The organism is Streptomyces sp. NPDC093252, assembly GCF_040683675.1.
Taxonomy (GTDB): domain Bacteria; phylum Actinomycetota; class Actinomycetes; order Streptomycetales; family Streptomycetaceae; genus Streptomyces.
The window spans coordinates 72,514-97,621 of record NZ_JBFBEM010000020.1 but is presented as its reverse complement, the minus strand read 5'-3'; the positions used below and the strand labels follow the sequence as shown (position 1 = coordinate 97,621).

Here is a 25,108-nt window from a genome sequence, read left to right as displayed (position 1 = left end):
GGGGGCTCTTCTGTCACCAATACCCATATCGGTGTCGGTATCGATACCGATATTGCCGCTGTCCCCCGGCGTCGGCCCTGGCCGCTGTGCCGGCCGTGCTGCTGTGTCGCGCTGGATCTGGGCAGCGCCCGCACCCGGGCCTGGGTCGCCGGGCGCGGGCTGGTGCTGGACGTGCCCACCGTCACCTTCCCGGGCGCGGTCCACCCGGTCCGGCGCGGTGACATCGTGGACGTGCCGGGCGCGGCCCGGATGATCGACCGGCTGGTCGGTCGCCGGCTGCCCCGGCTGACCCGTCCGCTGGTGGTGATCACCGCGCCGGTGCTGTCCGGGCCCGGCCACCGGGAGCGGGTCCGCGCGGCGGTACGGGTGCTGCGGCCCCGGTCGGTGCTGACCGTGCCGGGCGCCCGTGGCGTCGCCCTCGCCGCCGACGCGGATCTCTCGCTGCCGCTGCTGGTGGTGGACATCGGCGCCCAGCTCATCGAGGTGGTGCTGCTGGTGGACGGTGCCGTCTTCGACGCCCGGCGCACCTCGCTGGGCACCGCCGACCTCGGCGACGGGGTCGCCCCGGCGGACCTCGCCGGAACCGTCGTCACCATGATCGACTCGATGCTGCGCCAGGACCCCACGACGCTGGTCGCGGAGGCGCTGGGCCGGGGCGCGCTGCTGGCGGGCGGTGGCGCGCTCCGCCCGGACCTGGTCCACCGGCTCACCCGCGAGCTGCACTCACCCCTGTGGCCGGTGCCCGCACCGCACACCGCCGCGATCCGGGGCGCCGCGCGCATCCTGCGCTCCGCCCACGCCCACCCGTCCACCGGCGCGGCCCCGCGCCCCGTCTGACCTCCGCCCGCCCGATTCCGGCCCCCCGCAGGGGCCGGGACCCCGATCCCCGTCCCCACCCCCTGCCGCCACGGCCGGTGCGCCCCCACCGGTCGTGGCGGCCCCTTATCCGCATTCCGACCCGCGCCCCGGGCGCCCGATTCCGACGCTGCGTCCATGCCCGCCCCCGGCCCGCTGCCCCGGCACCGGACTCCGACGCCCTGTCAACTCTGACCTCCGGGCCCGACTCCGGCGCCCCGTCAATTCCGCCCTCCGGGCCCGACTCCGACGCCCTCGTCAATTCCCCCCTCCGCGCCCGGCCGGATCACCCCCGCCCCCACCCCACCCCTTACCCCCGACACACCGTCAGTCCCCGCCCACCGCAAGGAGGTCGGTCCCATGTCCGGCGCCGTACCCCCCGCCCAGCCGCCGCCCCGCCCGCGGCCCGAACGCCCCCTCCGCCCCGTCCGTCCCGTTCCCTTCTGGCGCTGGCGCCGCAATCCGCTGCGCCGCCGCACCGACCGGCTCGAAGCGTGGAGCGCCCTGGCGCTGGTGCTGCTGGTGCCGCTGCTCGGACTCACGGCCCTGTTCGGCGCGGGTGACGCCGCCGAGCGGCACTACCGGGCCGTTGCCGCGCGCGAGGCGCAGACCCGGCACCATCTCGCCGCCGTGCTGGTGCGGGACGCCCCGGAGCATCCCGAGCCCGGCTCCGACGAGGCCCGGCTCGCCCGCTACCCCGCCGAGGTCCGCTTCACCGCCCCGGACGGCCGGACCCGTACCGCCGCCGCCGAGGTGCCGCCCGGACTCGCGGCCGGGGACGGGGTCCGCGTCTGGGTCGCCGCCGACGGCACCCCGGCCGGGCCGCCGATGACCGCCGACGAGATCCGCAGCCGCACCATGGGCTGGGCGCTGCTGGCGTTCCTCGCCGTCGCCCTGGCCGGATGTGCCGTCCACGGGGCCGCCGTCCTGGCGCTGCGCCGACGCAATCTCGCCACCTGGGACGCCCACTGGGCGGAGACCGCGCCGCGTTGGACGACGTCCACCTGAGTGACCGGTATGTGAAGTTTCTTAAGTATTGAGAAATTTTGTTAATGAGTGTCGGAAAATGACACCGAAAATTCTCCCCGGCGCAACGATTGACTATGGACATCCCTGTACCTACGCTCCCTCATGTCCATGGTTGTCCCTACACAAAGCGGTGCGCCGATGAAGATCGCGGTTGTCGGAAGTTACGGAGCCGGCCTCACCATGAGGCTCCCGAAGGCTCCGGTGGCGGGGGAGACCGTCTCGGGCGGGGTGTTCGATCCGGGCCCCGGCGGCAAGGGCAGCAATCAGGCCATCGCCGCCGCCCGGCTGGGCGCCGAGGTCGCGCTGCTGACCGCCGTCGGCGACGACGACTTCGGCCGGGCCGCGCGCGAGCTGTGGCGGGCGGAGGGCGTCGACGCCGGGCAGGTGGTCACCGCACAGGCCCCCACCATGGTCGGCTTCATCCTGGTCGAGCCCTCCGGCGAGAACCGCATCGCCATCGCCCCCGGCGCGCTGGACGCACTCGACGCCGCCGCGGTGGAGGGCTTCCGGGCCGAGATCGCCGCCGCCGACCTCCTCGTCGTCTCCATGGAGATCCCCGAGGCCGCCGTCGTCGCCGCGCTGCGCACCGGCCGGGAGACCGGCACCCGGACCGTCCTCAACCCGGCCCCCGCCCGGCCGCTCCCCGACGACTGCTGGCCGCTGATCGACGTCATCATGCCCAACCAGACCGAGGCCCCCGTCCTGCTCGGCCTCACCGACGGCCACGGCCTCGGCGACGAGGACCTCGTCCGCGCCCTGCGCGAGCGCACCGGCGGGGCCGCGATCCTCACCCGGGGCGGCGCGGGCGCCCTGATCGCCGAGGACTCCGGCCTCACCCACGTACCCCCGCACCCCGCCGGGACCGTCGTGGACACCACCGGGGCCGGGGACTCCTTCACCGCCGCGCTCGCCGTCGCCCTCGCCGAGGGCCGCCCCCTCAAGGAGGCCGCCGCCTTCGCCGCCGCCGCGGGCGCCCACACCGTGACGATCGCGGGCGTCGTCCCCGCCCTGCCCACCAGAGACCAGCTCGCCGCCCGGATGGGAAACACCTCGTGACCTCGACGACCTCCAAGCCCCCGACCACCGCGGCACCCCCCGCCGCCGATACCGCCCGCCGCGCCCCCGAGGCCCTGCGCCGGCTGCTGGACGCCCGGGAGGCCGGGGTCTTCGCCGCGCTGGTGCTGCTGTTCCTGCTCGGCACCGGGCTCTCCCCGACCTTCGCCTCCTCCGACAACCTGCTCTCCGTCGGCCAGCAGATCGCCCAGATCGGCATCATGGCCGTCGGTGTCACCTTCGTGATCCTCAACGGCGAGATCGACCTCTCCGTGGGCTCCACCTACGCCCTGTCCGCGATCTCCACCGGCATGCTCATATCCGACGGCTGGAACTGGACCGCGGCCATGCTGGTCGGCCTCGCCGTCGGCGCCCTCGCCGGGCTGCTCAACGGGCTGGCCGTGGTGCTGCTCGGTGTGCCGTCCTTCATCGTCACCCTCGGCACGCTCAGCGTCTTCCGGGGGGTCGCCCTGCTCATCTCCGACGGCGCCCCGATCTCCCTCAGCTCCTCACAGTCCGGGGTCGCCGACTTCAACCTCCTCGGTCAGGGGCGGTTGTTCGGGGTCGTGCCGATGCAGTTCCTGTTCTTCGCCGCCGTCGCCCTCGTCGGCGTCGCCCTCCTCGCCCGCTCCCGCTTCGGCTTCAACACCTACGCCGTCGGCGGCAACCAGGAGGCCGCCCGGCTGGTCGGCATCAACGTCAAGCGGGTCAAGCTCACCGCGTTCGTCCTCTCCGGGTTCACCGCCGGACTCGCCGGGGTCCTCGGACTGTCCTTCCTCTCCTATGTGCAGGGCGTGACCGGGCAGGGCCTGGAACTCACCGTCATCTCGGCCGTCATCATCGGCGGCGCCGCGCTCTTCGGCGGCTCGGGCACCATGTGGGGCACCGTCATCGGGGTCGCCTTCATCGGCCTGCTCCAGAACATCCTCAACATCAAGGGCATCTCGTCCTTCTGGCAGACCGTCGTCACCGGTCTGGTCATCGTCGCCGCGGTCGCCGCGGACACCTGGCAGCGCCGCCGCAAGGCCCGCGCGTAGCCCCCTTTCCGGCCCGCTTCCCCCGTCCCCTCCGGGTCAACCACGCCCGCCCCTCGCCCCTCGCCCCAGGACACGACAAGGGAGTCACCATGTCCCCGCGCACCCTCCTCAGATCCCTCACCGCCGCCACCGCCGTCGCCGCGGCCCTCGCCCTCACCGGCTGTGGCGCGGTCACCTCCGCCGACTCCTCCGGCAGCTCCGGGGACTCCGGCTCCTCCGGCGACGGCTCCTTCCGGCTCGCCTCCTACATCCAGGACCGCGTCGACGCCGACAAGCCGATGCGGATCAAGCTCAGCTACCACGACCCGTCCCTCGCCTTCGCCACCCCGATCGGCGCCGGAATGGACCGGGCGGGCGACGAGTTCGGCGCCGAGGTGCAGCTCATCGGCCCGACCGGCGGTGACGCGGGCAAGCAGGTCTCCGAGATCCAGACCCTGATCCAGCAGAAGGCGGTCGACGGACTCGCTGTCTCCTCCGCCTCCAGCGACGCCCTCAAGCCGGTGATCAGCCAGGCGTACAAGGCCGGTATCCCGATCATCTCCTTCAACACCGACAACCCCGACTCCGAGCAGATGGGCTTCGTCGGCCAGGACCTGAAGGGCTCCGGGAAGGCGCAGGCCGAACAGCTCCGCGAGGACCTCGGCGACAGCGACGTCAACGGCAGGTCGGTCGTCGTGTTCTCCGTGGACACCGGCGCCGGATGGTCCCACGACCGCTTCAGCGGCTTCGAGGAGGGACTTGAGGGCAGCGGCCTGAAGATAGTCGGCCCGGTCAACGTCGGCAACGAGCCCAACGCCGCCTACAACACCGTCGAGTCGACCATGTCCGGCAAGAAGGACGTCGTCGCCGTCGCCGGGCTCGACTGCTGCTCCACCACCGCCGCCGCCAAGTGGGTCGCCGGGTCGGGCAGGGCCGACACCATCACCATGGGCGGCTTCGACCTGCTCACCCAGACCGCCGAGTACATCGACAAGGGCGTCCTGGACTTCACCATCAGCCAGAACCCCACCGAGCAGGGCTACCAGGCGGTCAAGGTGCTCCACGACTTCCTCACCCGGGGCACCGAGATCAAGGGCGTGGACACCGGCGCCCAGTTCATCACCGCCGACACCCTCGACTCCGCCACCGTGGAGGACTGATGAACCGCGAAGGCGCCGTGAGCCGTGAAGCGGGGGCGACCAGCCCCCCGGCACCCCCCGACCCCGGCTGCGCCGTCAGCGTCCGCGGACTCACCCGCAACTTCGGCCCCGTCCGCGCCCTGCACGACGTCTCCTTCGACGTCCCCGCGGGCGAGATCACCGCCCTCCTCGGGGAGAACGGCGCCGGCAAGTCCACCCTGCTGAAGATCCTCGCCGGGCTCCAGCCGCCCAGCGCCGGCACGGTCACCGTCTTCGGTGAACCGGTCACCGCCTACGACCCGGCCACCGTCCTCAGCCGGCACGGCGTCGCGATCGTGCCGCAGGAACTGTCGCTGCTGCCCGACCGCACCATCGCCGAGAACGTGCTCAGCGGCGTCGAGCCCGGCAGCCGCTGGTTCCCCTCCCCGCGCCGGATGCGCGAACGCACCCGCGAACTCCTCGCCGAACTCGACCTCCACCTCGACCCGGGCGCCCCGGTCCGCACCCTGGACCTGGCCACCCAGCAGCTCATCGTGGTCGCCCGGTCCCTCGCCCGGGGCTGCCGGGTCCTCATCCTGGACGAGCCGACCGCGATGCTCACCCCCGCCGAGGCCGACCGGCTGTTCGCCCTGATGGCCCAGCTCAAGTCGGCCGGGACGACCATGCTCTACGTCTCCCACCGGATGCCCGAGGTGTTCCGGCTCGCCGATCACATCCAGGTGCTCCGCGACGGCGGCCATGTCGCCTCCTGGCCGCGCGCCGGGACCACCCCCGACCGGGCGGTGGCCGCCATGGTCGGCCGCGAACTGGGCCAGTTCACCCGCCGCGCCGACCGCCCCGGCGACCCGGCCGTCCCGCCCGCCCTCGCCGTGCGCGGGCTGAGCGGACGCCGCCACCGCGGCATCTCCTTCGACCTGCGCCCCGGCGAGATCCTCGGCGTCGCCGGACTGCCCGACTCCGGACGCGTCGAACTGCTGCACAACCTGTTCGGCGGCGACCGCGGCACCGGCGGCACCGTCGAACTCCTCGGCCGCCCCTACGACCAGCGCGACCCCATCGCCAGCGTCGAACGCCGTCTCGCGTTCGTGCCCGGCGAACGCCGCGCCCAGGGCCTGCTCACCACCATGAGCGTCGGCGAGAACATCGGCGCCCTCACCACCAGGGCGTTCAGCCGGTTCGGCATGGTCCGCCGACGGGCCTTCGACGCGAGCGCCGCCGACCAGGCGCGGCGGCTGACGGTCAAGACCGCCACCATGGGCCAGCCCATCACCAGCCTGTCCGGCGGCAACCAGCAAAAGGCCGTCCTCGGCCGCTGGCTGGCCATCGACCCCGGCGTCCTCATCCTCGACGAGCCCACCCGCGGCGTCGACATCGGCGCCAAGGCCGAGATCTACGACCGGCTCCTCGCCCTCGCCCGGGACGGCCTGGCCATCCTCTGCTCCTCCTCCGACCTGCCCGAACTCCTCACCCTCACCGACCGGATCGCGGTGCTGAGCGAGGGCCGGCTGGTGGACATCGTGGACACGGCGGAGGCCACCGAGGAATCGATCATGACCCTGGCCACCGGAGCGGCCCCGGCCGCCGCCGCCTGACCCCGAACACCCCCGCGTGAAAGGCACCACCGCACCATGAAGCGCTCCGGCATCCTCAACGCCGAACTCAGCGGCGTCCTGGCCACCCTCGGCCACACCGATCTGCTGCTCGTCGTGGACGCGGGCTTCCCCGTGCCCCGCGACGCCCACCGCGTCGACCTCGCCCTCGCCGAGAACCTGCCCGATCTGCGGACGGTCCTCGGGCTGATCGCCGACGAGATCGTCGTCGAGGGCGTGGTCCGCGCCGAGGACGTGCCGAGCCACAACCCCCGGCTCGACAAGTGGCTCCGGTACCGGTTCTCCGGCGCCGAGTTCAGCACCCGCCCGCACGCGGAGGTGCTCGGCGCACTCGCCCGCGAGGCCAAGGCCGTCGTCCGCACCGGGGCCTTCGAGCCCTGGGGAAACATCGGCCTGTACTGCGGAGTCGACGCGCCCCGCTGGTTCGGCGGCGAGGGCGTCGTCGTCCCGCCGCAGTACGCCACCCAGGTCTGAGCCACCGGCTCCCCACCCCCACCCCACCAAGAGGAGATCACCCCGTGTCCGAAACCACCGCCACCGCGGTCGCCGCCGACCTCACCCCGGCCCGGCTGGCGCCCTACATCCAGCACACCAGGATCGACCCGGACGCCACGCGCGACGTCATGGTGGCCCATGCCCGGGAGGCCGTCACCCACGGCTTCAACGCGGCCATGGTGCCCGCCTCCTGGATCACCGTCGTCGCCGCCGAACTGCGCGGCACCGGGGTGGAGGTCGCCTCCGCCCTGGACTTCCCCACCGTCGGCGTGATGACCAGCGCGGGCAAGGCCGCCGAGGCCGCCGAGATCGCCCGCCTCGGCGCCACCCAGCTCGACATCGGCGTCCAGGTCGGCTGGCTCAAGAGCGGCCGGTACGACGACTTCCGCGACGACATCGCCGGAGTGGTCCGCGCCTTCGGCGGGCCGGTCAAGGTGATGCTCGAACTGCCGCTGCTGACCGACGCTGAGAAGGACGCGGCCGTCGACCTCGCGATGGAGGCGGGCGTCGCCTTCCTCAAGAACGCCAGCAGCGGGCAGATCGAGACGGCGAACCCGGCCAGCGTTCGCTACCTTGTCGAGCGGGCGCGGGACGGCGTCCGGGTGAAGGCGTCCGGGGCCATCAAGACCTACCCGCAGGCCGTGGAACTGCTGCGTGCGGGCGCCTCCCTGCTCGGCACCAGCGCCGGACTGGCGATCATCACCGACACCGGGGACGCGTCGACCGTCAGCTACTGACCGGCCGCCGCCGCCGCGCCCCGGCCGACTACCGTGGCCAGGGGCGCGGCGGCACCCGCCGGACCGGGGGTGACCCGGGATGGCGCGGGGCGGCGAGCAGGGGCGACCCGGGGTGGCCCGGCGTCCGCTGGGGCGGCGCGCAAGAAGAGCGGACCCGAGCAGAGCCGCGAAGACGCATGAAGAGCAGATCTGAGCAGCGCCGCGAAGACGCATGAAGAGCAGACATGAAGAGCAGACCCGAGCAGAGTCGAGAAGGAGACACGACGAACGTGACGGCCGACAATGGGGGACTTCCGGACATCAAGCGCGATGTCCCCACGGCGATCCACGCGCAGATCTCGGAACACATCCGGCTGCGCATCGCCAGTGGTGAGTGGCCGGCCCACTACCGCCTCAAGAGCGAACCGGAACTCGCCGACGAGTTCGGCGTCAGCCGCGGCACCCTGCGCCGCGCCCTCACCACCCTCATCGAGGAGGGCCTGCTGCGCCAGGTCCGCGGTCGCGGCACCTTCGTCACCTCGACCACCATCGAACCCGCCATCGCCCAGAAGCTGAGCACCCTCTCCGAGGACTTCGCCAGCCAGGGCGTGGTGACCACCACCTCGGTCCGCGAGTGCTCGCTGATCGTCCCTCCGCAGCCGGTCGCCGCCCTGCTGGACGTCGGCCCCGGCATCCGGGTCCTGCGGCTGGTCCGGGTCCGTTCCACCGCGGAGGGCCCCGTCGCCCTGCTCTTCAACTTCGTCCGGACCGATCTCGCCCCCGGCATCGAGCAGACCGACTTCACCACCTCCAGCCTCTTCGGTGTCCTGGAGGGCACCTACGGACTGAAGATCGCCACCGCCCGCCGTACGTTCAGCGCGGAGGCCGCCACCCCCGAGGTCGCCGAGGCGCTGGCACTGACCGGGGGCGCGCCCGTGCAGTACCTCCAGCAGGTCACCTATCTCGCCGACGACCGGCCGGTGGAGTACTCCGACGTCTGGATCCACAGCGGCCGGCTGCGGGTCACCTCGCTGCTGCTGCGCCGCTGAACCGGGAGCCTCGCGGGGAAGAGGGGCGGGGCCCGGCGGCCCCGCCCCGTGCGCGCCGGGTCAGCTCCCGCCGAGCATCCCGTTCATGCGCTCGATCTCGGCGGACTGGGTGGTGATGACGGCGTCGGCCATGTCCAGGGCGGGCCGGTAGGCGCCGTCCTTCTTCTCGGTCTCGGCCATGGCCACCGCGCCCTCGTGGTGCTTGACCATCAGGGTCAGGAACGCGGTGTCGAACGCCTCCCCGGACGCGTTCTCCAGGTCGGTCATCTCGTCGTCGGTCATCATTCCGGACATGTCCCCCGACATATCACCTTCCATGTCGGACATGTCGTGCCCTCCGGCTTCCTCGGCCGGGACCTCCTCGCCCCAGGCCGTGAGCCAGCCGGTCATCGTCCGGATCTCCGGGTCCTGTGCCGCCCTGATCTCCTCGGCGAGGGTCCTGACCTCCTCGGACCCGGCGCGGGTCGCGGCCAGGTCGGCCATCTCCACCGCCTGCCGGTGGTGCGGGATCATGCCCTGCGCGAAGGCGATGTCGGCGGCGTTGTGCTCGCCCTGCGGCGCGGACGCCGACGCGGACGCGGAGGCCGAGGCCGACGTCGAGGCGCTGGAACCGTCGTGGCCGCCGCCGTGCCCGGCGGAACCGTCCCCGGACCCGCAGGCGGCCAGGACGAGGGCGGCCCCGGTACCGGCCGCCGCGAGGGCGGACCGGCGGAAGAATGTGCGGTGTGCGGTCATGCTGCTGGAACTCCTTGTGCCGCGCGCCCGGGATGACGGGCGCGAGAAGGGATGAAGAGACAGACGGCGGCGCGGCGCCGGGCAGGCCGGTGCCGCGCGGGTGTCTCTAGATCCGCAGGAGTTGCAACTGCGCCAGATCGGGCGGCGCCCGGTCACCCCCGGTGGCCGCCGCGACCCGCCCCCCGGCCCCGAGCGGCACCGTCGCCGGGTCGCCGTGGGCGGGCGCGAGCGCGGGACTGGCGTACGAGGTGGAGACGCCGCTCGCGGCACAGGTCATGTCGGCGTGCCGCAGATGCCCGGAGCCGCCGTCACCGGCTGTCGCCTCGACACAGTGGATCGTGTGGGGGGCGCGGGGGGTGGGGGTGGTGACGGGGGCCGGGGTCATGGGGTCGCCGGGGGCGGCGTTCTGGTCCGAGCTGTGAGCGGTGCTTTGGACGGCGCCCGTACTCGGGGCCGCCGTGTCGTGCGCCGAGTGCGACGCGGGTGCTCCGGACGGGCCCAGCCCGTGCATCGCCAGCACCCCCGCCAGGACCACGAACACCAGCAGCAGCACCGCGTGCCCCGAGGGGCGCCGGCCGGTGCGCTGCGCGGTGCTGGTCACCGGGCCATCGTAGAGGCCGCCACCGACAGCGCCGGGCGCCGCCCCGCCGTCGGACACCCGTACGGCCCCGACCGCGTCCGGAGCTGTACGGTGCCGTGTGTGTTTAGACTGAGAGTCCAGGAGTTGGATTTTTCGTCCAATGTATGGGGAGGGTGTCAGAGGTGGGCGGACAGGTGCAAGGACAGAGGGAGGGACCGGAACGGGAGGCGCAGCGGGACGCGATCCTCGCGGCGCTGACCCCGGTGGTCCAAGGCATCGCGGCGACCTTCGGCCCGGTGTGCGAGGTGGTGCTGCACGACTACCGGCGGCCGGAGCGGTCGGTCGTCGCCGTGGCCGGGTCGCTGACCGGGCGGGCCGTGGGTGGCGCGATGAGCGAGATCGGCCTGCGGGCGCTGTCCCGGGGCGACGCCGCCGAGGACGAGCTGAACTACCTCACCCGCACCGGCACCGGGCACCTCGTCAAGTCCTCCACGATGCTGCTCCGCGACGCGACCGGCGCGGTCTTCGGCGCCCTGTGCGTCAATGTCGACGCGGACGCGGTGGAGCGGGCGCGGGCGCTGCTCGACGCCCTCGCCGGGCCGGTCGCCGTACGGGCCCTGGATCCGGTCACCACCTTCGGCAACGACATCGACGCGGTGGTCGACGCCCTGGTGGACGCCCACCAGGACACCACCTGGGCCGCCCTCGACCGCCCCGGCCGCCTCGCCCTCTTCCGCCGCCTGGACGAGCGCGGTGTCTTCGCCGTCCGCCGTGCCGTCGAGCAGGTCGCCGGCCGCCTCGGCATCTCCCGCGCCTCGGCGTACAGCTATCTGTCCCAGTCGCGGGACGGAGCGCCGGAGGGGGAGGGACCGGAGGGGGAGGCCACGGCCGGTGGGGCCGGTCCCGGGCGTCCTGCCGAGCACACCCCCGACACCGCCCCCGCCATCACCCCCGACACCCTCAACACCCCCGGCCCCTCGGAAGCCCCCGGCACCCGCCCCGCACCCCAGGGAGAACGCCCGTGACCACGACCGCCACCACCCCGCCGCCCGTCACCCCGGACGACGTCCGGGACGCCGCCGCCCGACTCGCCGGTGTCGCCCACCGCACCCCGGTCCTGCGCTCCCGCACCCTCGACGCCCTGGCCGGCGCCGAGGTGCTGCTCAAGTGCGAGAACTTCCAGCGGGTCGGCGCCTTCAAGTTCCGCGGCGCCTACAACGCGGCCTCCCGCCTCACCCCCGCCGAACTGGCCCGGGGCATCGCCGCCTACTCCTCCGGCAACCACGCCCAGGCCGTCGCCCTCGCCGCCCGTGAACTGGGCTCCACCGCCGTCATCGTGATGCCCGAGGACGCCCCGGCCGCCAAGCGCGCGGCCACCGAGGGCTACGGCGCCGAGATCGTCACCTACGACCGCTACACCGAGGACCGGGTCGCCCTAGGTGAGGCCCTCGCCGCCGAACGCGGCCTCACCCTCATCCCGCCCTACGAACACCCCCATGTCATCGCCGGTCAGGGCACCGCCGCGCTGGAACTCCTGGAGGAGGCGGGCGAACTGGACGCGCTCCTCACCCCCGTCGGCGGTGGCGGGCTGATCGCGGGCAGCTCGACCATCGCCAAGGCACTGCACCCCGGTATCCGGATGATCGGCGTCGAACCGGAGTCCGGCGACGACACCCGGCGCTCCCTGGCCGCCGGCCACCGGGTGACCATCCCCGTACCGCGCACCATCGCCGACGGCCAGGCCCTGCACACCCCCGGTGAGCTGACCTTCTCCGTCAACCGGCGGCTGGTCGACGAGATCGCGCTGGTCGGCGAGGACGAGATCCGCGCGGCCATGCGGTTCGCCTTCGACCGGCTGAAGATCGTCGTGGAACCCAGCGGCGCGACTCCGCTGGCCGCGCTGCTCAGCCGCCGGACCGCCCCGCTCCCCGGTGCCCGGATCGGAGTGATCGTCTCCGGCGGCAACATCGACACCCACCGCTTCACCGAACTGTGCGGCACGACGGTCTGAGGGCTCCTCCCTCCCGCGACCCCGGAGCCGCCCGGTGCCGTCAGGGACTGCCCGGAGCCGCCCGGTGCCGTCAGGGACTGTCCGAAGCCGTCCAGAGCTGCCCGGAGCCGTCCCGGCGTCTTCCGTTGGCGCGGGCCGTGCCGACGGGCGGAGGATGGAGAACGAGGGGCCCGGCCCCGCCGACGCCGCTCGCGGCGGGTGAGCGGGAGACGGAGACCGGACCCGGTCGCAGCGCCCTGCGGCCGGAAAGGAGCAGCGTCATGTTCGAGACCAAGACGCTCGACAAACCGGACGAGCGACGGGACTTCCCCCGCGGCCACCTCGAAACGGTCCACCTCACCGGACTGGACTTCGCCATCGCCACCTTCGAGCCCGGCTGGCGCTGGTCGGAGTCCCTGGCCCAGCTCGCCGGGACCGCGAGCTGCCAGATCCACCACAACGGCTATGTCGCCCAGGGCCGGATGCGGATCCGCACGGACGACGGCGCCGAGGGCGAGGTCGGGCCCGGCGATGTCTTCGTGCTCTCCCCGGGCCATGACGCCTGGGTGGTCGGTGACGAACAGGTCGTGGTCTACGACTTCGCCGGGTCCATGGCCAACGACTACGCCCGCGCCAAGGACGGGCAGTCCGGGCAGTCGTAGAAGCAGCACCGCGCCCGGCGCGGGTGCGGTGAAGCGCGGCGGGGTGAGGGGCGTGGGGGCGAGGGAGGCTGCGCGCTCGCACCCCCCGCCTCCACCCCCACCTCCACCCCAACCCCTTCGCCGTTACCGGCACCGAATACCGATACCGGTACCCGGTACCGCCACTCACACCGGCTCACCCCATCACACCGTCACCACGATCTTCGCCCGCGCATGCTCCACCTCCAGATGACGGATCGCGTCCGCCGCCCCGCTCAGCGGGAACGTCCGCTCCACCACCGGCATGACCTTCCCCGTGTCGACCAGGTCCCGCAGGGCCGCGAGGTTCTCCTTGCGGGGCTTGGCCGGCAGCTCGCGCAGCCGCTCCCTGACGAACGCGTCGAGCATCCGGCGCCGGAAGAAGAGGGGCAGGGGGCCGAGCAGACTCCCGCCCTCGTAGAAGCCGCCGCCCGACAGGACCAGCGTGCCGCCGGGGGAGAGGGCGCGCCGCAGATCGCCCAGGGAGCGGTTGCCCACCAGGTCCAGCACCACGTCGTAGCGGTCCCCGGAGCGGGTGAAGTCCTCCCGCGCGTAGTCGACGACCCGGCCCGCGCCCAGCGACCTCACCAGCTCCGCGTTGCGCGCGCTGCACACTCCGGTGACCCCGGCGCCGTACGCCGTGGCGATCTGGACGGCGAAGGTGCCGACCCCGCCGGAGGCCCCGTTGATCAGCACCGACGTGCCCGAGCGCACCTTCGCCACGTCCCGCAGGCCGACCAGCGCGGTGTTCGCGGCCAGCGGCATCGCGGCGGCCTGCTCGAAGGTGAGCCGCGCGGGCTTGCGGTCCACGGCGCCGTCCGCCACACACACGAACTCCGCGAACGCGCCGTCCGCCTCGCCGTACACCTCGTCGCCCGGCGCGAGCCCCGTGACCCCGGCGCCGACCGTCTCCACCACCCCGGCGAAGTCCCGGCCGCGGATCGCCGCCCGGGGTCTGCCGAGGCCGAACGCCAGCCGGGCGATCCTGGGGTCGCCGCGCAGGTAGTGCCAGTCGTAGGCGTTGACCGACGCCGCGCGCACCCGGACCAGCACCTCGCCCGGCGCGGGCGCGGGCCGCTCCACCTCGCGCAGCTCCAGCGTGTCCCAGCCGCCGTACCGGTCCTGCACCACTGCCTTCACCGAGACCCCCCTCAGCCATCGGGCCACCGTCATGAGACCCGCCTCGACCCCTGCCCACGAGCGTACGGACGCCGCCCCCGCCCGGGCATCGGGGGCGAACCCTGAATCACCCCCGGATACGCCTCCGGGGCACCTCGGGGTGTCCCGGGCTGTCTCCTCATGCCTCGTGGTCTCGCGGTGGCTCCGCCCTTGCCCCTGGAAACCGATCGGTTTACTGTGGGTCGTGCCAGAGGAAACCGATCGGTTTCCAGGGGGCGGGAGTGCCCGTGTCCCACATCCCGAGTCGCACGGCACGGCCACCCCTGTCCCCCTCCTCCCCTCTCCCTCCCCGAGGACATCCCATGACCGTCATCGAGAACTCCGTCGCCCTCGTCACCGGCGGCAGCCGCGGCATCGGCCGTGCCCTGGTCGCCGCCCTGTACGAGCGCGGTGCCCGCACGGTGTACGCCACCGCCCGCGACCCGCGCACGGTCACCCACCCCGACGCCGTACCGCTCGCCCTGGAGGTCACCGACCCCGCGTCCGTGGCGGCGGCGGCCGAGCGGGCGGGGGACGTCACGATCCTGATCAACAACGCCGGGGCGGCGGTCAACGCCGACTTCCTCGATTCACCCGTGGCCGATGTGCGCCGCGAGTTCGAGACCAACTTCTACGGACCGCTCCTCGTCACCCGCGCCTTCGTGCCGGTCATCGAGCGCAACGGCGGCGGGCATCTCCTCAACGTCCACTCCGTGCTCTCCTGGGTCGGGTACGCGGGCTCCTACAGCGCCTCCAAGGCCGCCCTCTGGTCGCAGACCAACTCCCTGCGCCTGGAGCTGGCCCCGCGCGGCATCGGTGTCACCGGACTGCACGTCGGCTGGGTCGACACCGACCTCGCCGCCCATGTCGAGGACGCCAAGACCAGCCCCGAGAGCGTGGCCGCACAAGCGCTGGACGGCATCGCCGCCGACGCCCCCGAGGTGCTCGCCGACGAGCGCTCCCGCCAGGTGAAGGCGGCCCTGTCCGGCGACCTCGCCGCGCTCTACCCACAGCTCGCCGCCCGGTAGCACCCCGTGGACACCGATCGGTTTCCTCCGGCCGCCCGGCGCGGTAGCCTCGGCCCCATGGCCACCACCACGCCCAAGGCGTCCCCGCGTGACCGCCTGCTCGACGCGGCGGCCGAACTGTCCTACCGCGAGGGCGTCTCCATCGGCGTCGAGGCGCTGTGCCGGGCGGCCGGGGTCTCCAAGCGGTCCATGTACCAGCTCTTCAGCAGCAAGGAGGAGATGCTCGCGGCCGGTCTGGAACGCCGCAACGAGAGCTACGAGGCCCGTTTCCGCGCCGGTTCCGGCACCCCGCGCGAGCGGGTTCTCCATGTCTTCGCGTGCCTCGCCGAGTCGGCCGCCGACCCCGCCTACCTCGGTTGCCCCTATCTGGCCGCGCTGGTCGAGCTGAAGGACCCGGCGCATCCGGCGCACCGGGTCGCCCGCGAGGCCAAGGACCGGCTCAGGTCGGTGTTCCGCACCCTGGCCGAGGAGGGCGGCGCCCACGATCCCGGACTGCTCGCCCGCCAGCTCACCCTGGTCTTCGACGGGGCGAGCGCCCGCGCCGGAGCGGGCGTCGAGACCCTGGACGACGGCCTGGCGACCACCATGGCGACGACCCTGATGGACGCGGCAGGCATGAAGTAGCCCCGCCGCAACGCCCACCCCGCCGCAACGCCCGCCCCTCCCACAGCCCCGCCCCTCCCAACGCCCCGCCCGCTGCAACGCCCGCTCCCTGCACGGGCCGCCCCCCAGCACCGGCCCCCGACACAGGCCGCCACCCCCAACACCGGGCCCCTACACGGGCCACCCCCCAGCACCACCCCCCAGCACGCCCACCCCCACCCCAGAGCCCCCACCCCACCCCGAACGGCCGCCCCCAACGCGCCACCCCCCGCCCCCGCCGCTGCAATGGACCCATGGCCGCGCCCCCGGACGACTGTCTCGCGCGCAACGACTGGATCTGCGGCGCGTATCTGAGCACCCGCAGCCAGATCCTCGTGGACGCGGTGCTCCAGCATCTCCAGCTCACCTTCGTCGCCGTGCTGATCGGGCTGCTGCTCGCGCTGCCCCTCGCGGTGCTCGCCCGGCGCTGGGGCTGGGCGGCGCCCCCCGTCCTCGCGGTGACGACGATCCTCTACACCATCCCCTCGCTCGCCATGTTCTCCCTGCTGCTGCCCCTGTACGGGCTCTCCCCGGCGCTGGTGATCGCCGGACTGGTGCTGTACTCGCTGACCCTGCTGGTGCGCAACATCCTCGCCGGGCTGCGGGCCGTCCCCGAGGAGACCCGGCAGGCCGCCCGCGGCATGGGCTACGGCCCGGTCCGCCAGCTCCTCACCGTGGAACTGCCGCTGGCCCTGCCCGCCGCGATGGCCGGGCTGCGGATCGCCACCGTCTCCGCGGTCTCCCTGGTCACCGTCGGCGCGATCGTCGGCTACGGCGGGCTCGGCAATCTCATCTACGCCGGGATGAACACCTTCTTCAAGGCACAGGTCCTCACCGCGTCCGTGCTCTGCGTGGTCATCGCGGTCCTCGCCGATCTGCTGCTGCTCGGCACCCAGCGGCTCCTCACCCCCTGGACCAGAACGGCCCGCGCCGCACCGGCCCCCGCCCCGACGGCCCGCGCCACCCCCGCCCCCGAGGTGCCCCGCCGATGAACACCCTCACCGACGCCTGGCACTGGCTCACCGACCCCGCCCACTGGTCCGGCGCCGACGGCATCGGACAGCGGCTGCTCCAGCACCTCGTGCTCACCGTCGTCTGCCTGGCCGTGAGCTGTCTGATCGCCCTGCCGGTCGCCCTGGTCCTCGGCCATCTCGGCAAGGGCGGCGCGCTCGCCGTGAACCTCTCCAACATCGGCCGCGCGGTGCCCACCTTCGCGGTGCTGGTCCTGCTGCTGCTCACCCCGGTCGGTGCCTGGGGTGAGGGCCCCACCGTCGTCGCCCTGGTCCTGTTCGCCGTACCGCCGCTGCTCACCAACGCCTATGTCGGGATGCGGGAGGTCGACCGGGCCACCGTGCAGGCGGCGCGCGGCATGGGCATGAGCGGGCGGCAGGTGATGTTTCACGTGGAACTGCCCCTCGCGTCCCCGATGATCCTGACCGGGGTCCGGATCGCCGCCGTCCAGCTCGTCGCCACCGCCACCATCGCCGCCCTGGCGGGCGGAGGCGGGCTGGGCCGGATCATCACCGCCGGGTTCAATCTGGCCAGCACCCCGATGGTGGTCGCCGGGGCGTTCCTGGTCGCGGTGTTCGCCCTGCTGGTGGAGGGCGTCTTCGAGATCGCCGAACGCATGGCCCCGGCCTGGGCGCGGGGCACCCGATGAACGCGCGCACGGTCCTGGCGGGCGCGGTCCTGCTCGCCCTCACCGCCGCCTGCTCCACCGGCCCCTCCCTGGAGACCCGCGGCGAGGTCACGGCGTCCCCCGGCGACAGCCGCGATCTGACCGTCGGCTCGGCCGGGTTCACCGAGAGCGATCTGCTCGCCCAGCTCTACGCGCTCCTCCTCGGCCGCGCCGGCTACCGGACGTCCTTCCTCACCGTCGCCAACCGCGAGCTGTACGAACCGGCCCTGGAGTCCGGCCAGATCGATGTCGTCCCCGAGTACGCGGCCACCTTCGCGGACTGGCTCAACGCCAAGACCCACGGCCCCGAGGCACCCCCGGTCGGCTCACCCGACCTCGCCGCCACCATGAAGGCGCTGCGCGCACTGGCCACCCCGCGCGGCCTCACCGTCCTCGACCCGGGCCGGGCCGTCGACCAGAACGCCTTCGCCGTCGCCGCCTCCTACGCCCGCGAGCACCGGCTGAGGACCCTCAGCGACCTCGGCGCCTCCGGCCTGCCGGTCCGGCTCGCGGCCGGTGACGAATGCGTCCAGCGCCCGTACTGCGAACCCGGCCTGAAGAAGGTGTACGGCATCGACATCACCGCCGTGGACCCCAAGGGCGTCGGCACCACCCAGGCGAAACGGGCGGTGCAGAGCGGGCAGGACCAGATGGTGCTGACCACCACCACCGACGCCACCCTCGACCAGTTCGGCCTGGTCCTGCTCGCCGACGACAAGCACCTCCAGAACGCCGACTATGTCGTCCCGGTCGTCAACCGGGCCCGCGCGGGCGGCCCCGGCGTCACCGAGGCGCTGGACTGGCTCAACGAGGTCCTCACCACCGCCGACCTGGCGTCGATGAACGAGCAGGTGGACAGTTGGCGCCGCCTCCCCGAGGACGTGGCCCGCGCCTACCTGAAGGACAAGGGCCTGCTGGACTGAAGACACCCGTCGCGCCCCCGGAAACCCGCCCCGCCCGGAGGGCCCGGCCCGCTACGCGTCCGACACCGAGTCGAAGTCCACCTCGTCCCGCTCCACGCCCTGCGCGTCCGCGTCCACCGAGCGGCGCAGCGCCTCGTGCAACTTGGCCGGGGTCAGCACCCCGAGGAAGCGGGAGCCGTCCAGTACCGCCACCCATCCCGCGTCGTGCTGGAGCATCACCCCGAACGCCTGCTTGAGCGGGGCGCCCACCGGGACCCAGGCGTTCATCCGGTGGGCCAGCGCCCCCACGTCCTCGGCGGTCTCCAGCTCCTCCAGGCCCACCCAGCCGTGCAGATCGCCGTCCGCGTCCAGCACCACCGCCCAGCGCGCCCGGTCCGCCCGCAGCCGGGCCGCCGCCCGCGCCCCCGGCTCGTCCATCCGCACCACCGGCGGCTGTTCCAGGTCCCCGGGCTCGATCTCGGTCACCGACAGCCGCTTCAGCCCCCGGTCCGCGCCCACGAACCCGGCGACATACGGCGACGCGGGCCTGCCCAGCACCGCGCCCGGGGTGTCGTACTGCTCGATCCGGCCCCGGCCGTACACCGCGATGCGGTCGCCGAGCCGGACCGCCTCCTCGATGTCATGGGTGACCAGCAGCACCGTCTTGCGGACCGTGGCCTGCATCCGCAGGAACTCGTCCTGGAGCTGTTCGCGCACCACCGGGTCGACCGCCCCGAACGGCTCGTCCATCAGCAGGACCGGCGGATCGGCGGCCAGCGCCCGCGCCACCCCGACCCGCTGGCGCTGACCGCCCGAGAGCTGATGCGGATAGCGCGGCCCGTAGGTCGCCGGGTCCAGGCCGACCAGGTCCAGCAGCTCCGCCGCCCGCTCCCGGGCCCTCGCCCGTTTCCAGCCGATCAGCGCGGGCACGGTCGCGGTGTTGTCGAGGACCGTCCGGTGCGGGAAGAGACCGACCTGCTGGATGACGTACCCGATGCGGCGGCGGAGCCGGACCGGGTCGACGGTCATGATGTCCTCGCCGTTCACCAGGATGCGGCCCGAGGTCGGCTCGATCAGCCGGTTGACCATCATCATCGTGGTGGTCTTGCCGCAGCCGGACGGGCCGACCAGGGTGACCAGCTCGCCCTCGGCCACCTCGAAGCTCAGGTGGTCCACGGCCGTCGTCCCGTCCGGGTACCGCTTGGTGACCTGCTCGAACCGGATCATCCCCTCACGCTAGCCGCGCCGCCCCCGCCCCGCTCATCGGTGTTCGCCGCTCACCAGCACCACCTCCAGCAGGCGCGGGCCGTGCACGCCCTCCACCCGGTCCAGTTCGATGTCACTGGTGGCCGACGGGCCGGAGATCCAGGTCAGGGGGCGGGCCGGGTCGAGGCGTTCGAGGGCCTGCGGGACCGACGCCACCACCTGCTCCGGCACCCGCACGACACAGATGTGGTGGTCGGGGATCAGGGTGATCCGCCGCCGGCCCTGGTCCGGGCTCCCGTCGAGCACGAGCGTGCCGGTCTCGGCGACCGCCACCGCGCAACCCGTCACCACACTGTCCACCCGGTCCAGTTCGGCCGGGGTGCTCGCGGCCCGGTCGGGGACCCGGGTGGCGTCCGCCGCACTCAGCCACCGCGGCGGCAGCCCCGGCGGCACCAGCACCGTGCCCGTGCCGTGCGCGGCGAGCACCCCCGCCAGCGTGTCCGGCAGCTCCGCCGCCGTCGACCGGTGCACGACCGCCCGGTAGTCCCCCAGACGCTCCGCGAGCAGCTCCACCCGCTCGGCGGCGGTCCGCTGCCCGTGCTCGCGGAGATACGCCCGCTCGATCGCCGCCGCGTACGGCACTCCGTCGTCACGGGGTACGTCCGCCAGTGCCCGCCGCACCCGCCCCAGGATCCGTTCCCTGCCGTCGCCGCTCACTGGGCTCCGCCTTCCCTGCCGCCGTTGGTGCGCAGCCACCAGTCCCGGAACGGCTCCGCCGGTACCTCGGGCAGATCGCGGGTGCCGCTCCACGCCCGTCCCGGGCCGGGCAGGGTCCGGGGGTGGAAGCGCCGGGTGCGCCCGGCCAGCCGCTGACCGGCGCGCAGCGCGCCCGGTCGCTCCAGCGCCCAGCGGGCCGCCCGCATCGCCGCCCGCTCGGCCGCGTGCCCCTTGGCGGGTCTCAGCACCACCCTGTTGCCCTCCCGGACCGCCGCGCCGCCCTGCACGACCCGCTCCCGCAGATGCACCAGCACCTCCGGGATGTCGATGGCGACCGGGCACACCTCGTAGCAGGCCCCGCACAGCGACGACGCGTACGGCAGCGAGGCGTCGATCGCGCTGCCCGTCCCGCGCAACTGCGGGCTGAGGATCGCCCCGATCGGGCCGGGATAGACCGAGCCGTAGGCGTGCCCGCCCGCCCGCTCGTACACCGGGCACACATTCAGACAGGCCGAGCAGCGGATGCAGCGCAGCGCCTGCCGGCCGACCTCGTCGGCGAGGGTGTCGGTGCGCCCGTTGTCCAGCAGCACCAGATGGAACACCGAGGGCCCGTCCCCACCGGTCGTCCCGCTCCAGGTGCTGGTGTACGGGTTCATCCGCTCGGCCGTCGAGGAGCGCGGCAGCGTCTGGAGGAACACCTCCAGGTCCCGCCAGGTCGGCACCAGTTTCTCGATGCCGACGACGGAGATCAGCGTCTCGGGCAGGGTCAGGCACATCCGTCCGTTGCCCTCGGACTCCACGACGACCATCGTGCCGGTGTCGGCGACCATGAAGTTGGCGCCGGAGACGCCGACCCTGGCGCGCAGGAACTTCTCCCGCAGATGCAGCCGGGCCGCCTCGGCGAGCGCGGCGGGCGTGTCGGTGAGGCCTTCGGGGGCGGGGCGGCCCCAGGCGCCCATCTCCCGGCGGAAGATGTCCCGGATCTCACCCCGGTTGCGGTGGATCGCCGGGACCAGGATGTGCGAGGGGCGGTCGTCGCCGAGCTGCACGATCAGTTCGGCCAGATCGGTCTCGTAGGTCCGGATACCGGCCGCCGCCAAGGCCTCGTTCAGCCCGATCTCCTGGGTGGCCATCGACTTGACCTTCACCACCTCCGTCTCGCCCGTCGCGCGGACCAGCGCGGTGACGATCCGGTTGGCCTCGTCGGCGTCGGCGGCCCAGTGGACCGTGCCCCCGGCGGCGGTGACCGACTCCTCCAACTGGAGGAGATAGGTGTCGAGATGGCGCAGGGTGTGGTCCTTGATCCGGCGTCCGGCCTCCCGCAGCGCGGCCCAGTCGGACACCTCGGCCACCGCGGCGGCGCGCTTGGCGCGGATGGTGTGCGTGGCGTGCCGCAGATTGCTCCGCAGGGTGGTGTCCCGCACGGCCTCGCGCGCGGCCTCCGGAAAGGCCGGCATCCCCATGAACGTGCCGCTCATCGCGCGGGTTCCTCCTCCGTGCTCGCCAGGATCTCCGCGAGGTGCACCGGCCGCAGGGCCGCGTCCAGCCGGGTCATCGTGCCGCCCAGATGCAGCAGACAGGAGTTGTCCGCCGCGCACAGCACCTCGGCGCCGGTCGACTCGGCGTTGCGGACCTTGTCCCCGCCCATCGCCGCCGACACCGCCGCGTTCTTCAGCGCGAACGTCCCGCCGAAGCCGCAGCACTCCTCGGCGCCCGGCAGCTCCACCAGCTCCAGCCCCTTCACCGCCCGCAGCAGATGGGCCGGCCGGTCCCCGAGCCCCAGCGAGCGCAGCCCGTGACAGGTCGGGTGATAGGTCACCCGGTGCGGGTAGTACGCCCCGACATCCGTCACCCCCAGCACATCCACCAGGAACGCGGTCAGCTCGTACGTCCTCGGTACGACCGCCGCCAGCAGCGTCGCCAGTGCGCCGCCCCGGCCCTCCGCGCGAGCCCGTTCCCCGAGGCGCGGATACAGCTCCCGGACCATCGCCGCGCACGACCCGGACGGGGTCACGATCGCCTCGTACTCCCCGAAGACATCGGAGAAGTGCCGGGCGAGCGGCTCGGCCTCATGACGGTAGCCGGTGTTGTAGTGGGCTTGGCCGCAGCAGGTCTGCGCCAGCGGGAAATCCACCTCGACACCCAGCCTGGTCAGCAGTTTCACCACCGCGCGGCCGGTGTTCGGATAGAGCGTGTCATTGACGCAGGTCAGGAACAGGGCGACACGCATCGCAGCTCCTCATTGTCCATGGGCCGTCCATGAGTCATGGTTCATCGGAGGTCTTGTGGGGCAACGGTACGCGGGACCGGTGCCTTTCGGGGACCTGCCGGGCGGCATCGCGAGCACCGGGCACCGCACCGGGCCCCCGCGCGGACGGCCCCGGGGCGCCCGGTGCTGACCGTCCGTTCAGCCTGCCCGGGTGATCCCCGCCGGTCCGGACCGCGCCGGGGTGTGCTGAACTGGGACGCGCCCACCGACCTCGTCCGCACCGGGAGACCCGTTGAGCGTCAGCTACCGCCAGCCAGGCGTCGTCCTCACCGACCACCGCTTCACCGTCCCCCTCGACCACGACGCCCCGGACGGCGAGACCGTCGAGGTCTACGCCCGAGAGGTGGTCGCCGGGGACAAGGCGGGCCGGGACCTGCCGTGGCTGGTCTTCCTCCAGGGCGGCCCCGGCTTCGGGGCGAACCGTTTCATCGGACGCCAGTCCTGGCTGGAACGGGCCCTCACGGAGTACCGCGTCCTCCTGCTGGACCAGCGCGGCACCGGCAGCTCCACCCCCGCCAACCGCCAGACCCTCCCGCTGCGCGGCAACCCCGCCGCCCAGGCCGACTACCTCAGCCACTTCCGCTCCGACGCCATCGTCCGGGACTGCGAGCTGATCCGCCGCGAACTGACCGGCGGCAAGCCCTGGACCGTCCTCGGCCAGAGCTTCGGCGGCTTCTGCGCCGTGCGCTATCTGTCCGCCGCGCCCGAGGGCCTGAGCACCGCGATCATCACCGGCGGACTGCCCTCCCTCGACGCCCACGCCGACGACGTCTACCGCGCCGCCTACCCGCGCGTCGAGCGCAAGGTCGCCGCCCACTACGCGCGTTACCCCCAGGACATCGAGCGCGCCCGCCGCATCGCGGACCATCTCCTCGCCCACGACGTCGTCCTCCCGGGCGGCTACCGGCTCACCGTCGAGGCGTTCCAGTCCCTCGGCATCCTCCTCGGCGGCGGCGACGGCAGCCACCGCCTCCACTACCTCCTGGAGGACGCCTTCGTCCGCACCCCGGGCGGCAGCGCCCTGTCCGACGCCTTCCAGGAGGAGGTCCAGACCCTCCTCTCCTACGCGGGCCACCCGCTCTACGCACTGGTCCACGAGGCCATCTACGGCCGGGACGACCGGCCCACCGACTGGTCGGCGGAGCGGATCCGCGCCGAGTTCCCGCAGTTCGACGCCGCGAAGACCCTCGCCGGGGACGGGCCGCTGCTGTTCACCGGAGAGTCCGTGCACCCCTGGATGTTCGACTGCGACCCCGCGCTGCGCCCGCTGCGCGAGACCGCCGAACTCCTCGCCGCCCGCACCGACTGGCGCCCCTTGTACGACACCGGGCGCCTCGCCGCCAACGAGGTCCCGGTCGCCGCCGCCGTCTACCACGACGACATGTACGTCGACACCGCCCACTCCCTCACCACCGCCCGCGCCATCCGGGGCCTGCGGACCTGGGTGACCGACGAGTTCGAGCACGACGGCGTCCGCGCGGGCGGCACCAGGGTCCTGGACCGGCTCCTGGCGCTGGCCCGCGACGAGGTCTGACCCGGCCCCGGCGAGCACGGGCCTGGATGATCCACACGGCAGGCCCTAGTCTTCCGGCATGAGCGACGAAGAGGCGACGAGCACCCCGCTGGAGCCCATGCCGGAGGACTGGCGGCGCGCCCTCGCCGTGGTCGCCCACCCGGACGACCTGGAGTACGGGTGCGCGGCGGCCGTCGCCCGCTGGACGGACGGCGGCCGCGAGATTGCCTATGTCCTCGCGACCCGGGGCGAGGCCGGGATCGACACCCTGGAGCCGACCCTGGCCGCCCCGCTGCGGGAGCGCGAGCAGCGGGCGAGCGCCGCCGAAGTGGGGGTGTCCACGGTGGAGTTCCTGGACCACCGTGACGGGGTCGTCGAGTACGGCGTCGCGCTGCGCCGGGACATCGCCGCCGCGATCCGCCGCCACCGCCCCGAACTGGTCATCACCCTCAACCACCGGGACACCTGGGGCGGCGTCCACTGGAACACCCCCGACCATGTGGCGGTCGGCCGGGCCACCCTGGACGCGGCGGGCGACGCCGGGAACCGCTGGATCTTCCCGGAACTCACCGAGCGGGGCCTCGAACCCTGGGACGGGGTCCGCTGGGTCGCCGTCGCCGGATCGACGTCCCCCACCCACGCCGTGGACGCCACCGACGGCATGGAACGCGCCATCCGCTCCCTGCTCGCCCACCGCGCCTACATCGAGGCCCTGACCGACACCGACCCGGAGACCTACGCCCGCGACCTGCTCACCGGCTACGCGAGGGACGCGGGCACCCGCTTCGGGGGGCGCCCTGCGGTGGCGTTCGAGCTGTTCGCGCGGTGAAGGGGGGCGGTGCTCCGCGGGGATCGGGCGGCGGTGCTCTGCGGTGATGGGGTGCCGTGCTCCAGGGTGATGAGGCGCGGTGCTCTGCGGTGATCGGGGGCGGTGCCCTGGGGTGATCGGGGGCGGTGCCTCGGGGTGCGGCCCATCCTCACGGCCTCCGGGCCTCATCGGCCCTCCCGGGGACTACCGGGGCCTCCGGGCCTCCCCGGCCTCCACCCG

26 protein-coding genes are annotated in these 25,108 nt (G+C 73.5%); 19 read left to right on the top strand and 7 right to left on the bottom strand.

The features are described from left to right. Positions 1 to 39 precede the first annotated feature (39 nt). From AB0O01_RS33260 to AB0O01_RS33220, 9 genes are all read left to right on the top strand, one after another. A complete protein-coding gene (locus AB0O01_RS33260; RefSeq protein ID WP_365319416.1) occupies positions 40 to 837 on the top strand; it encodes a rod shape-determining protein in 798 nt (265 codons plus the stop codon). 378 nt (positions 838 to 1,215) lie between these two features. Next, on the top strand, positions 1,216 to 1,863 hold the full coding sequence (locus AB0O01_RS33255; RefSeq protein WP_365319337.1) for a hypothetical protein: 648 nt from the start codon (positions 1,216 to 1,218) through the stop codon (positions 1,861 to 1,863). Between the two features lie 201 nt (positions 1,864 to 2,064). Beyond that, positions 2,065 to 2,940, top strand: coding sequence for a ribokinase (locus AB0O01_RS33250; RefSeq protein WP_365319335.1), 876 nt, complete (start codon positions 2,065 to 2,067; stop codon positions 2,938 to 2,940). Further along, positions 2,937 to 3,974 carry an ABC transporter permease gene (locus AB0O01_RS33245; RefSeq protein ID WP_365319333.1) on the top strand — a complete coding sequence of 346 codons (1,038 nt, stop codon included), beginning with the start codon at positions 2,937 to 2,939 and terminating at the stop codon, positions 3,972 to 3,974. The genes AB0O01_RS33250 and AB0O01_RS33245 overlap by 4 nt, the downstream gene beginning before the upstream one ends. Positions 3,975 to 4,063: 89 nt before the next feature. Continuing rightward, complete coding sequence (locus AB0O01_RS33240; RefSeq protein WP_365319331.1) at positions 4,064 to 5,113, top strand: substrate-binding domain-containing protein; 1,050 nt, start codon at positions 4,064 to 4,066, stop codon at positions 5,111 to 5,113. After that, a complete protein-coding gene (locus tag AB0O01_RS33235; protein ID WP_365319329.1) occupies positions 5,113 to 6,684 on the top strand; it encodes a sugar ABC transporter ATP-binding protein in 1,572 nt (523 codons plus the stop codon). The genes AB0O01_RS33240 and AB0O01_RS33235 overlap by 1 nt, the downstream gene beginning before the upstream one ends. 36 nt (positions 6,685 to 6,720) lie before the next feature. Beyond that, positions 6,721 to 7,176, top strand: a complete 456-nt coding sequence (rbsD, locus tag AB0O01_RS33230) for a D-ribose pyranase (protein WP_365319326.1) — start codon at positions 6,721 to 6,723, stop codon at positions 7,174 to 7,176. Positions 7,177 to 7,220: 44 nt separating this feature from the next. Further along, positions 7,221 to 7,934: a deoxyribose-phosphate aldolase gene (deoC, locus tag AB0O01_RS33225; RefSeq protein ID WP_365319324.1), complete on the top strand. Its 714-nt coding sequence runs from the start codon at positions 7,221 to 7,223 to the stop codon at positions 7,932 to 7,934. 269 nt (positions 7,935 to 8,203) lie between these two features. Next, a complete protein-coding gene (locus AB0O01_RS33220) occupies positions 8,204 to 8,962 on the top strand; it encodes a GntR family transcriptional regulator (protein WP_365319322.1) in 759 nt (252 codons plus the stop codon). Positions 8,963 to 9,022: 60 nt separating this feature from the next. On the opposite strand, the gene AB0O01_RS33215 is transcribed toward AB0O01_RS33220, so the two are convergent. Further along, positions 9,023 to 9,697 (bottom strand): DUF305 domain-containing protein, encoded by a 675-nt coding sequence (locus AB0O01_RS33215; protein ID WP_365319320.1) that lies wholly within the window; start codon positions 9,695 to 9,697, stop codon positions 9,023 to 9,025. Positions 9,698 to 9,803: 106 nt separating this feature from the next. Further along, positions 9,804 to 10,298, bottom strand: a complete 495-nt coding sequence (locus tag AB0O01_RS33210) for a DUF6153 family protein (RefSeq protein ID WP_365319318.1) — start codon at positions 10,296 to 10,298, stop codon at positions 9,804 to 9,806. Between the two features lie 143 nt (positions 10,299 to 10,441). Between AB0O01_RS33210 and AB0O01_RS33205 the strand changes: the two genes are divergently transcribed. The 3 genes from AB0O01_RS33205 to AB0O01_RS33195 all read left to right on the top strand — a co-directional run bounded on the left by AB0O01_RS33205 (position 10,442) and on the right by AB0O01_RS33195 (position 12,929). Beyond that, positions 10,442 to 11,302, top strand: a complete 861-nt coding sequence (locus AB0O01_RS33205) for a PAS domain-containing protein (protein ID WP_365319316.1) — start codon at positions 10,442 to 10,444, stop codon at positions 11,300 to 11,302. Next, complete coding sequence (locus AB0O01_RS33200) at positions 11,299 to 12,288, top strand: pyridoxal-phosphate dependent enzyme (RefSeq protein ID WP_365319315.1); 990 nt, start codon at positions 11,299 to 11,301, stop codon at positions 12,286 to 12,288. Before AB0O01_RS33205 ends, AB0O01_RS33200 begins: the two co-directional genes overlap by 4 nt. Positions 12,289 to 12,548: 260 nt before the next feature. Next, a complete protein-coding gene (locus AB0O01_RS33195; RefSeq protein ID WP_365319313.1) occupies positions 12,549 to 12,929 on the top strand; it encodes a cupin domain-containing protein in 381 nt (126 codons plus the stop codon). 183 nt (positions 12,930 to 13,112) lie between these two features. Here the strand turns inward: AB0O01_RS33195 and AB0O01_RS33190 are convergent, their stop codons facing one another. Then, positions 13,113 to 14,087, bottom strand: a complete 975-nt coding sequence (locus AB0O01_RS33190) for an NAD(P)-dependent alcohol dehydrogenase (protein ID WP_365319414.1) — start codon at positions 14,085 to 14,087, stop codon at positions 13,113 to 13,115. 341 nt (positions 14,088 to 14,428) lie between these two features. Between AB0O01_RS33190 and AB0O01_RS33185 the strand changes: the two genes are divergently transcribed. The 5 genes from AB0O01_RS33185 (at position 14,429) to AB0O01_RS33165 (ending at position 18,376) form a co-directional block, all read left to right on the top strand. After that, positions 14,429 to 15,133: an SDR family oxidoreductase gene (locus AB0O01_RS33185; RefSeq protein WP_365319311.1), complete on the top strand. Its 705-nt coding sequence runs from the start codon at positions 14,429 to 14,431 to the stop codon at positions 15,131 to 15,133. Positions 15,134 to 15,190: 57 nt separating this feature from the next. Then, on the top strand, positions 15,191 to 15,757 hold the full coding sequence (locus tag AB0O01_RS33180) for a TetR/AcrR family transcriptional regulator (protein ID WP_365319310.1): 567 nt from the start codon (positions 15,191 to 15,193) through the stop codon (positions 15,755 to 15,757). A 272-nt stretch (positions 15,758 to 16,029) separates the two neighbouring features. Continuing rightward, complete coding sequence (locus tag AB0O01_RS33175) at positions 16,030 to 16,767, top strand: ABC transporter permease (RefSeq protein WP_365319308.1); 738 nt, start codon at positions 16,030 to 16,032, stop codon at positions 16,765 to 16,767. Continuing rightward, entirely contained in the window at positions 16,764 to 17,435 is a 672-nt protein-coding gene (locus AB0O01_RS33170; protein WP_365319306.1) for an ABC transporter permease, read from the top strand. The genes AB0O01_RS33175 and AB0O01_RS33170 overlap by 4 nt, the downstream gene beginning before the upstream one ends. Then, positions 17,432 to 18,376 (top strand): ABC transporter substrate-binding protein, encoded by a 945-nt coding sequence (locus tag AB0O01_RS33165; protein WP_365319305.1) that lies wholly within the window; start codon positions 17,432 to 17,434, stop codon positions 18,374 to 18,376. Before AB0O01_RS33170 ends, AB0O01_RS33165 begins: the two co-directional genes overlap by 4 nt. A 51-nt stretch (positions 18,377 to 18,427) precedes the next feature. On the opposite strand, the gene AB0O01_RS33160 is transcribed toward AB0O01_RS33165, so the two are convergent. Genes AB0O01_RS33160 through AB0O01_RS33145 form a run of 4 tightly spaced genes read right to left on the bottom strand, consistent with a single transcriptional unit; the run spans position 18,428 to position 22,508 of the window. Further along, positions 18,428 to 19,582 (bottom strand): betaine/proline/choline family ABC transporter ATP-binding protein, encoded by a 1,155-nt coding sequence (locus tag AB0O01_RS33160; protein ID WP_365319303.1) that lies wholly within the window; start codon positions 19,580 to 19,582, stop codon positions 18,428 to 18,430. Between the two features lie 33 nt (positions 19,583 to 19,615). Beyond that, positions 19,616 to 20,278, bottom strand: coding sequence for a lactate utilization protein C (locus AB0O01_RS33155; RefSeq protein ID WP_365319301.1), 663 nt, complete (start codon positions 20,276 to 20,278; stop codon positions 19,616 to 19,618). Beyond that, the gene (locus AB0O01_RS33150) at positions 20,275 to 21,756 is read right to left on the bottom strand and encodes a lactate utilization protein B (RefSeq protein ID WP_365319299.1); all 1,482 of its coding nucleotides are present in this window, start codon (positions 21,754 to 21,756) and stop codon (positions 20,275 to 20,277) included. Before AB0O01_RS33150 ends, AB0O01_RS33155 begins: the two co-directional genes overlap by 4 nt. Continuing rightward, a complete protein-coding gene (locus AB0O01_RS33145) occupies positions 21,753 to 22,508 on the bottom strand; it encodes a (Fe-S)-binding protein (protein ID WP_365319297.1) in 756 nt (251 codons plus the stop codon). The genes AB0O01_RS33150 and AB0O01_RS33145 overlap by 4 nt, the downstream gene beginning before the upstream one ends. Before the next feature lie 271 nt (positions 22,509 to 22,779). Here AB0O01_RS33145 and AB0O01_RS33140 point away from each other — a divergent pair, with 271 nt between their 5' ends. Together AB0O01_RS33140 and AB0O01_RS33135 are read left to right on the top strand one after the other, a co-directional pair. Then, positions 22,780 to 24,081, top strand: a complete 1,302-nt coding sequence (locus AB0O01_RS33140) for an alpha/beta fold hydrolase (RefSeq protein WP_365319296.1) — start codon at positions 22,780 to 22,782, stop codon at positions 24,079 to 24,081. Between the two features lie 58 nt (positions 24,082 to 24,139). After that, entirely contained in the window at positions 24,140 to 24,889 is a 750-nt protein-coding gene (locus AB0O01_RS33135) for a PIG-L deacetylase family protein (RefSeq protein ID WP_365319294.1), read from the top strand. Positions 24,890 to 25,108: the final 219 nt, after the last annotated feature.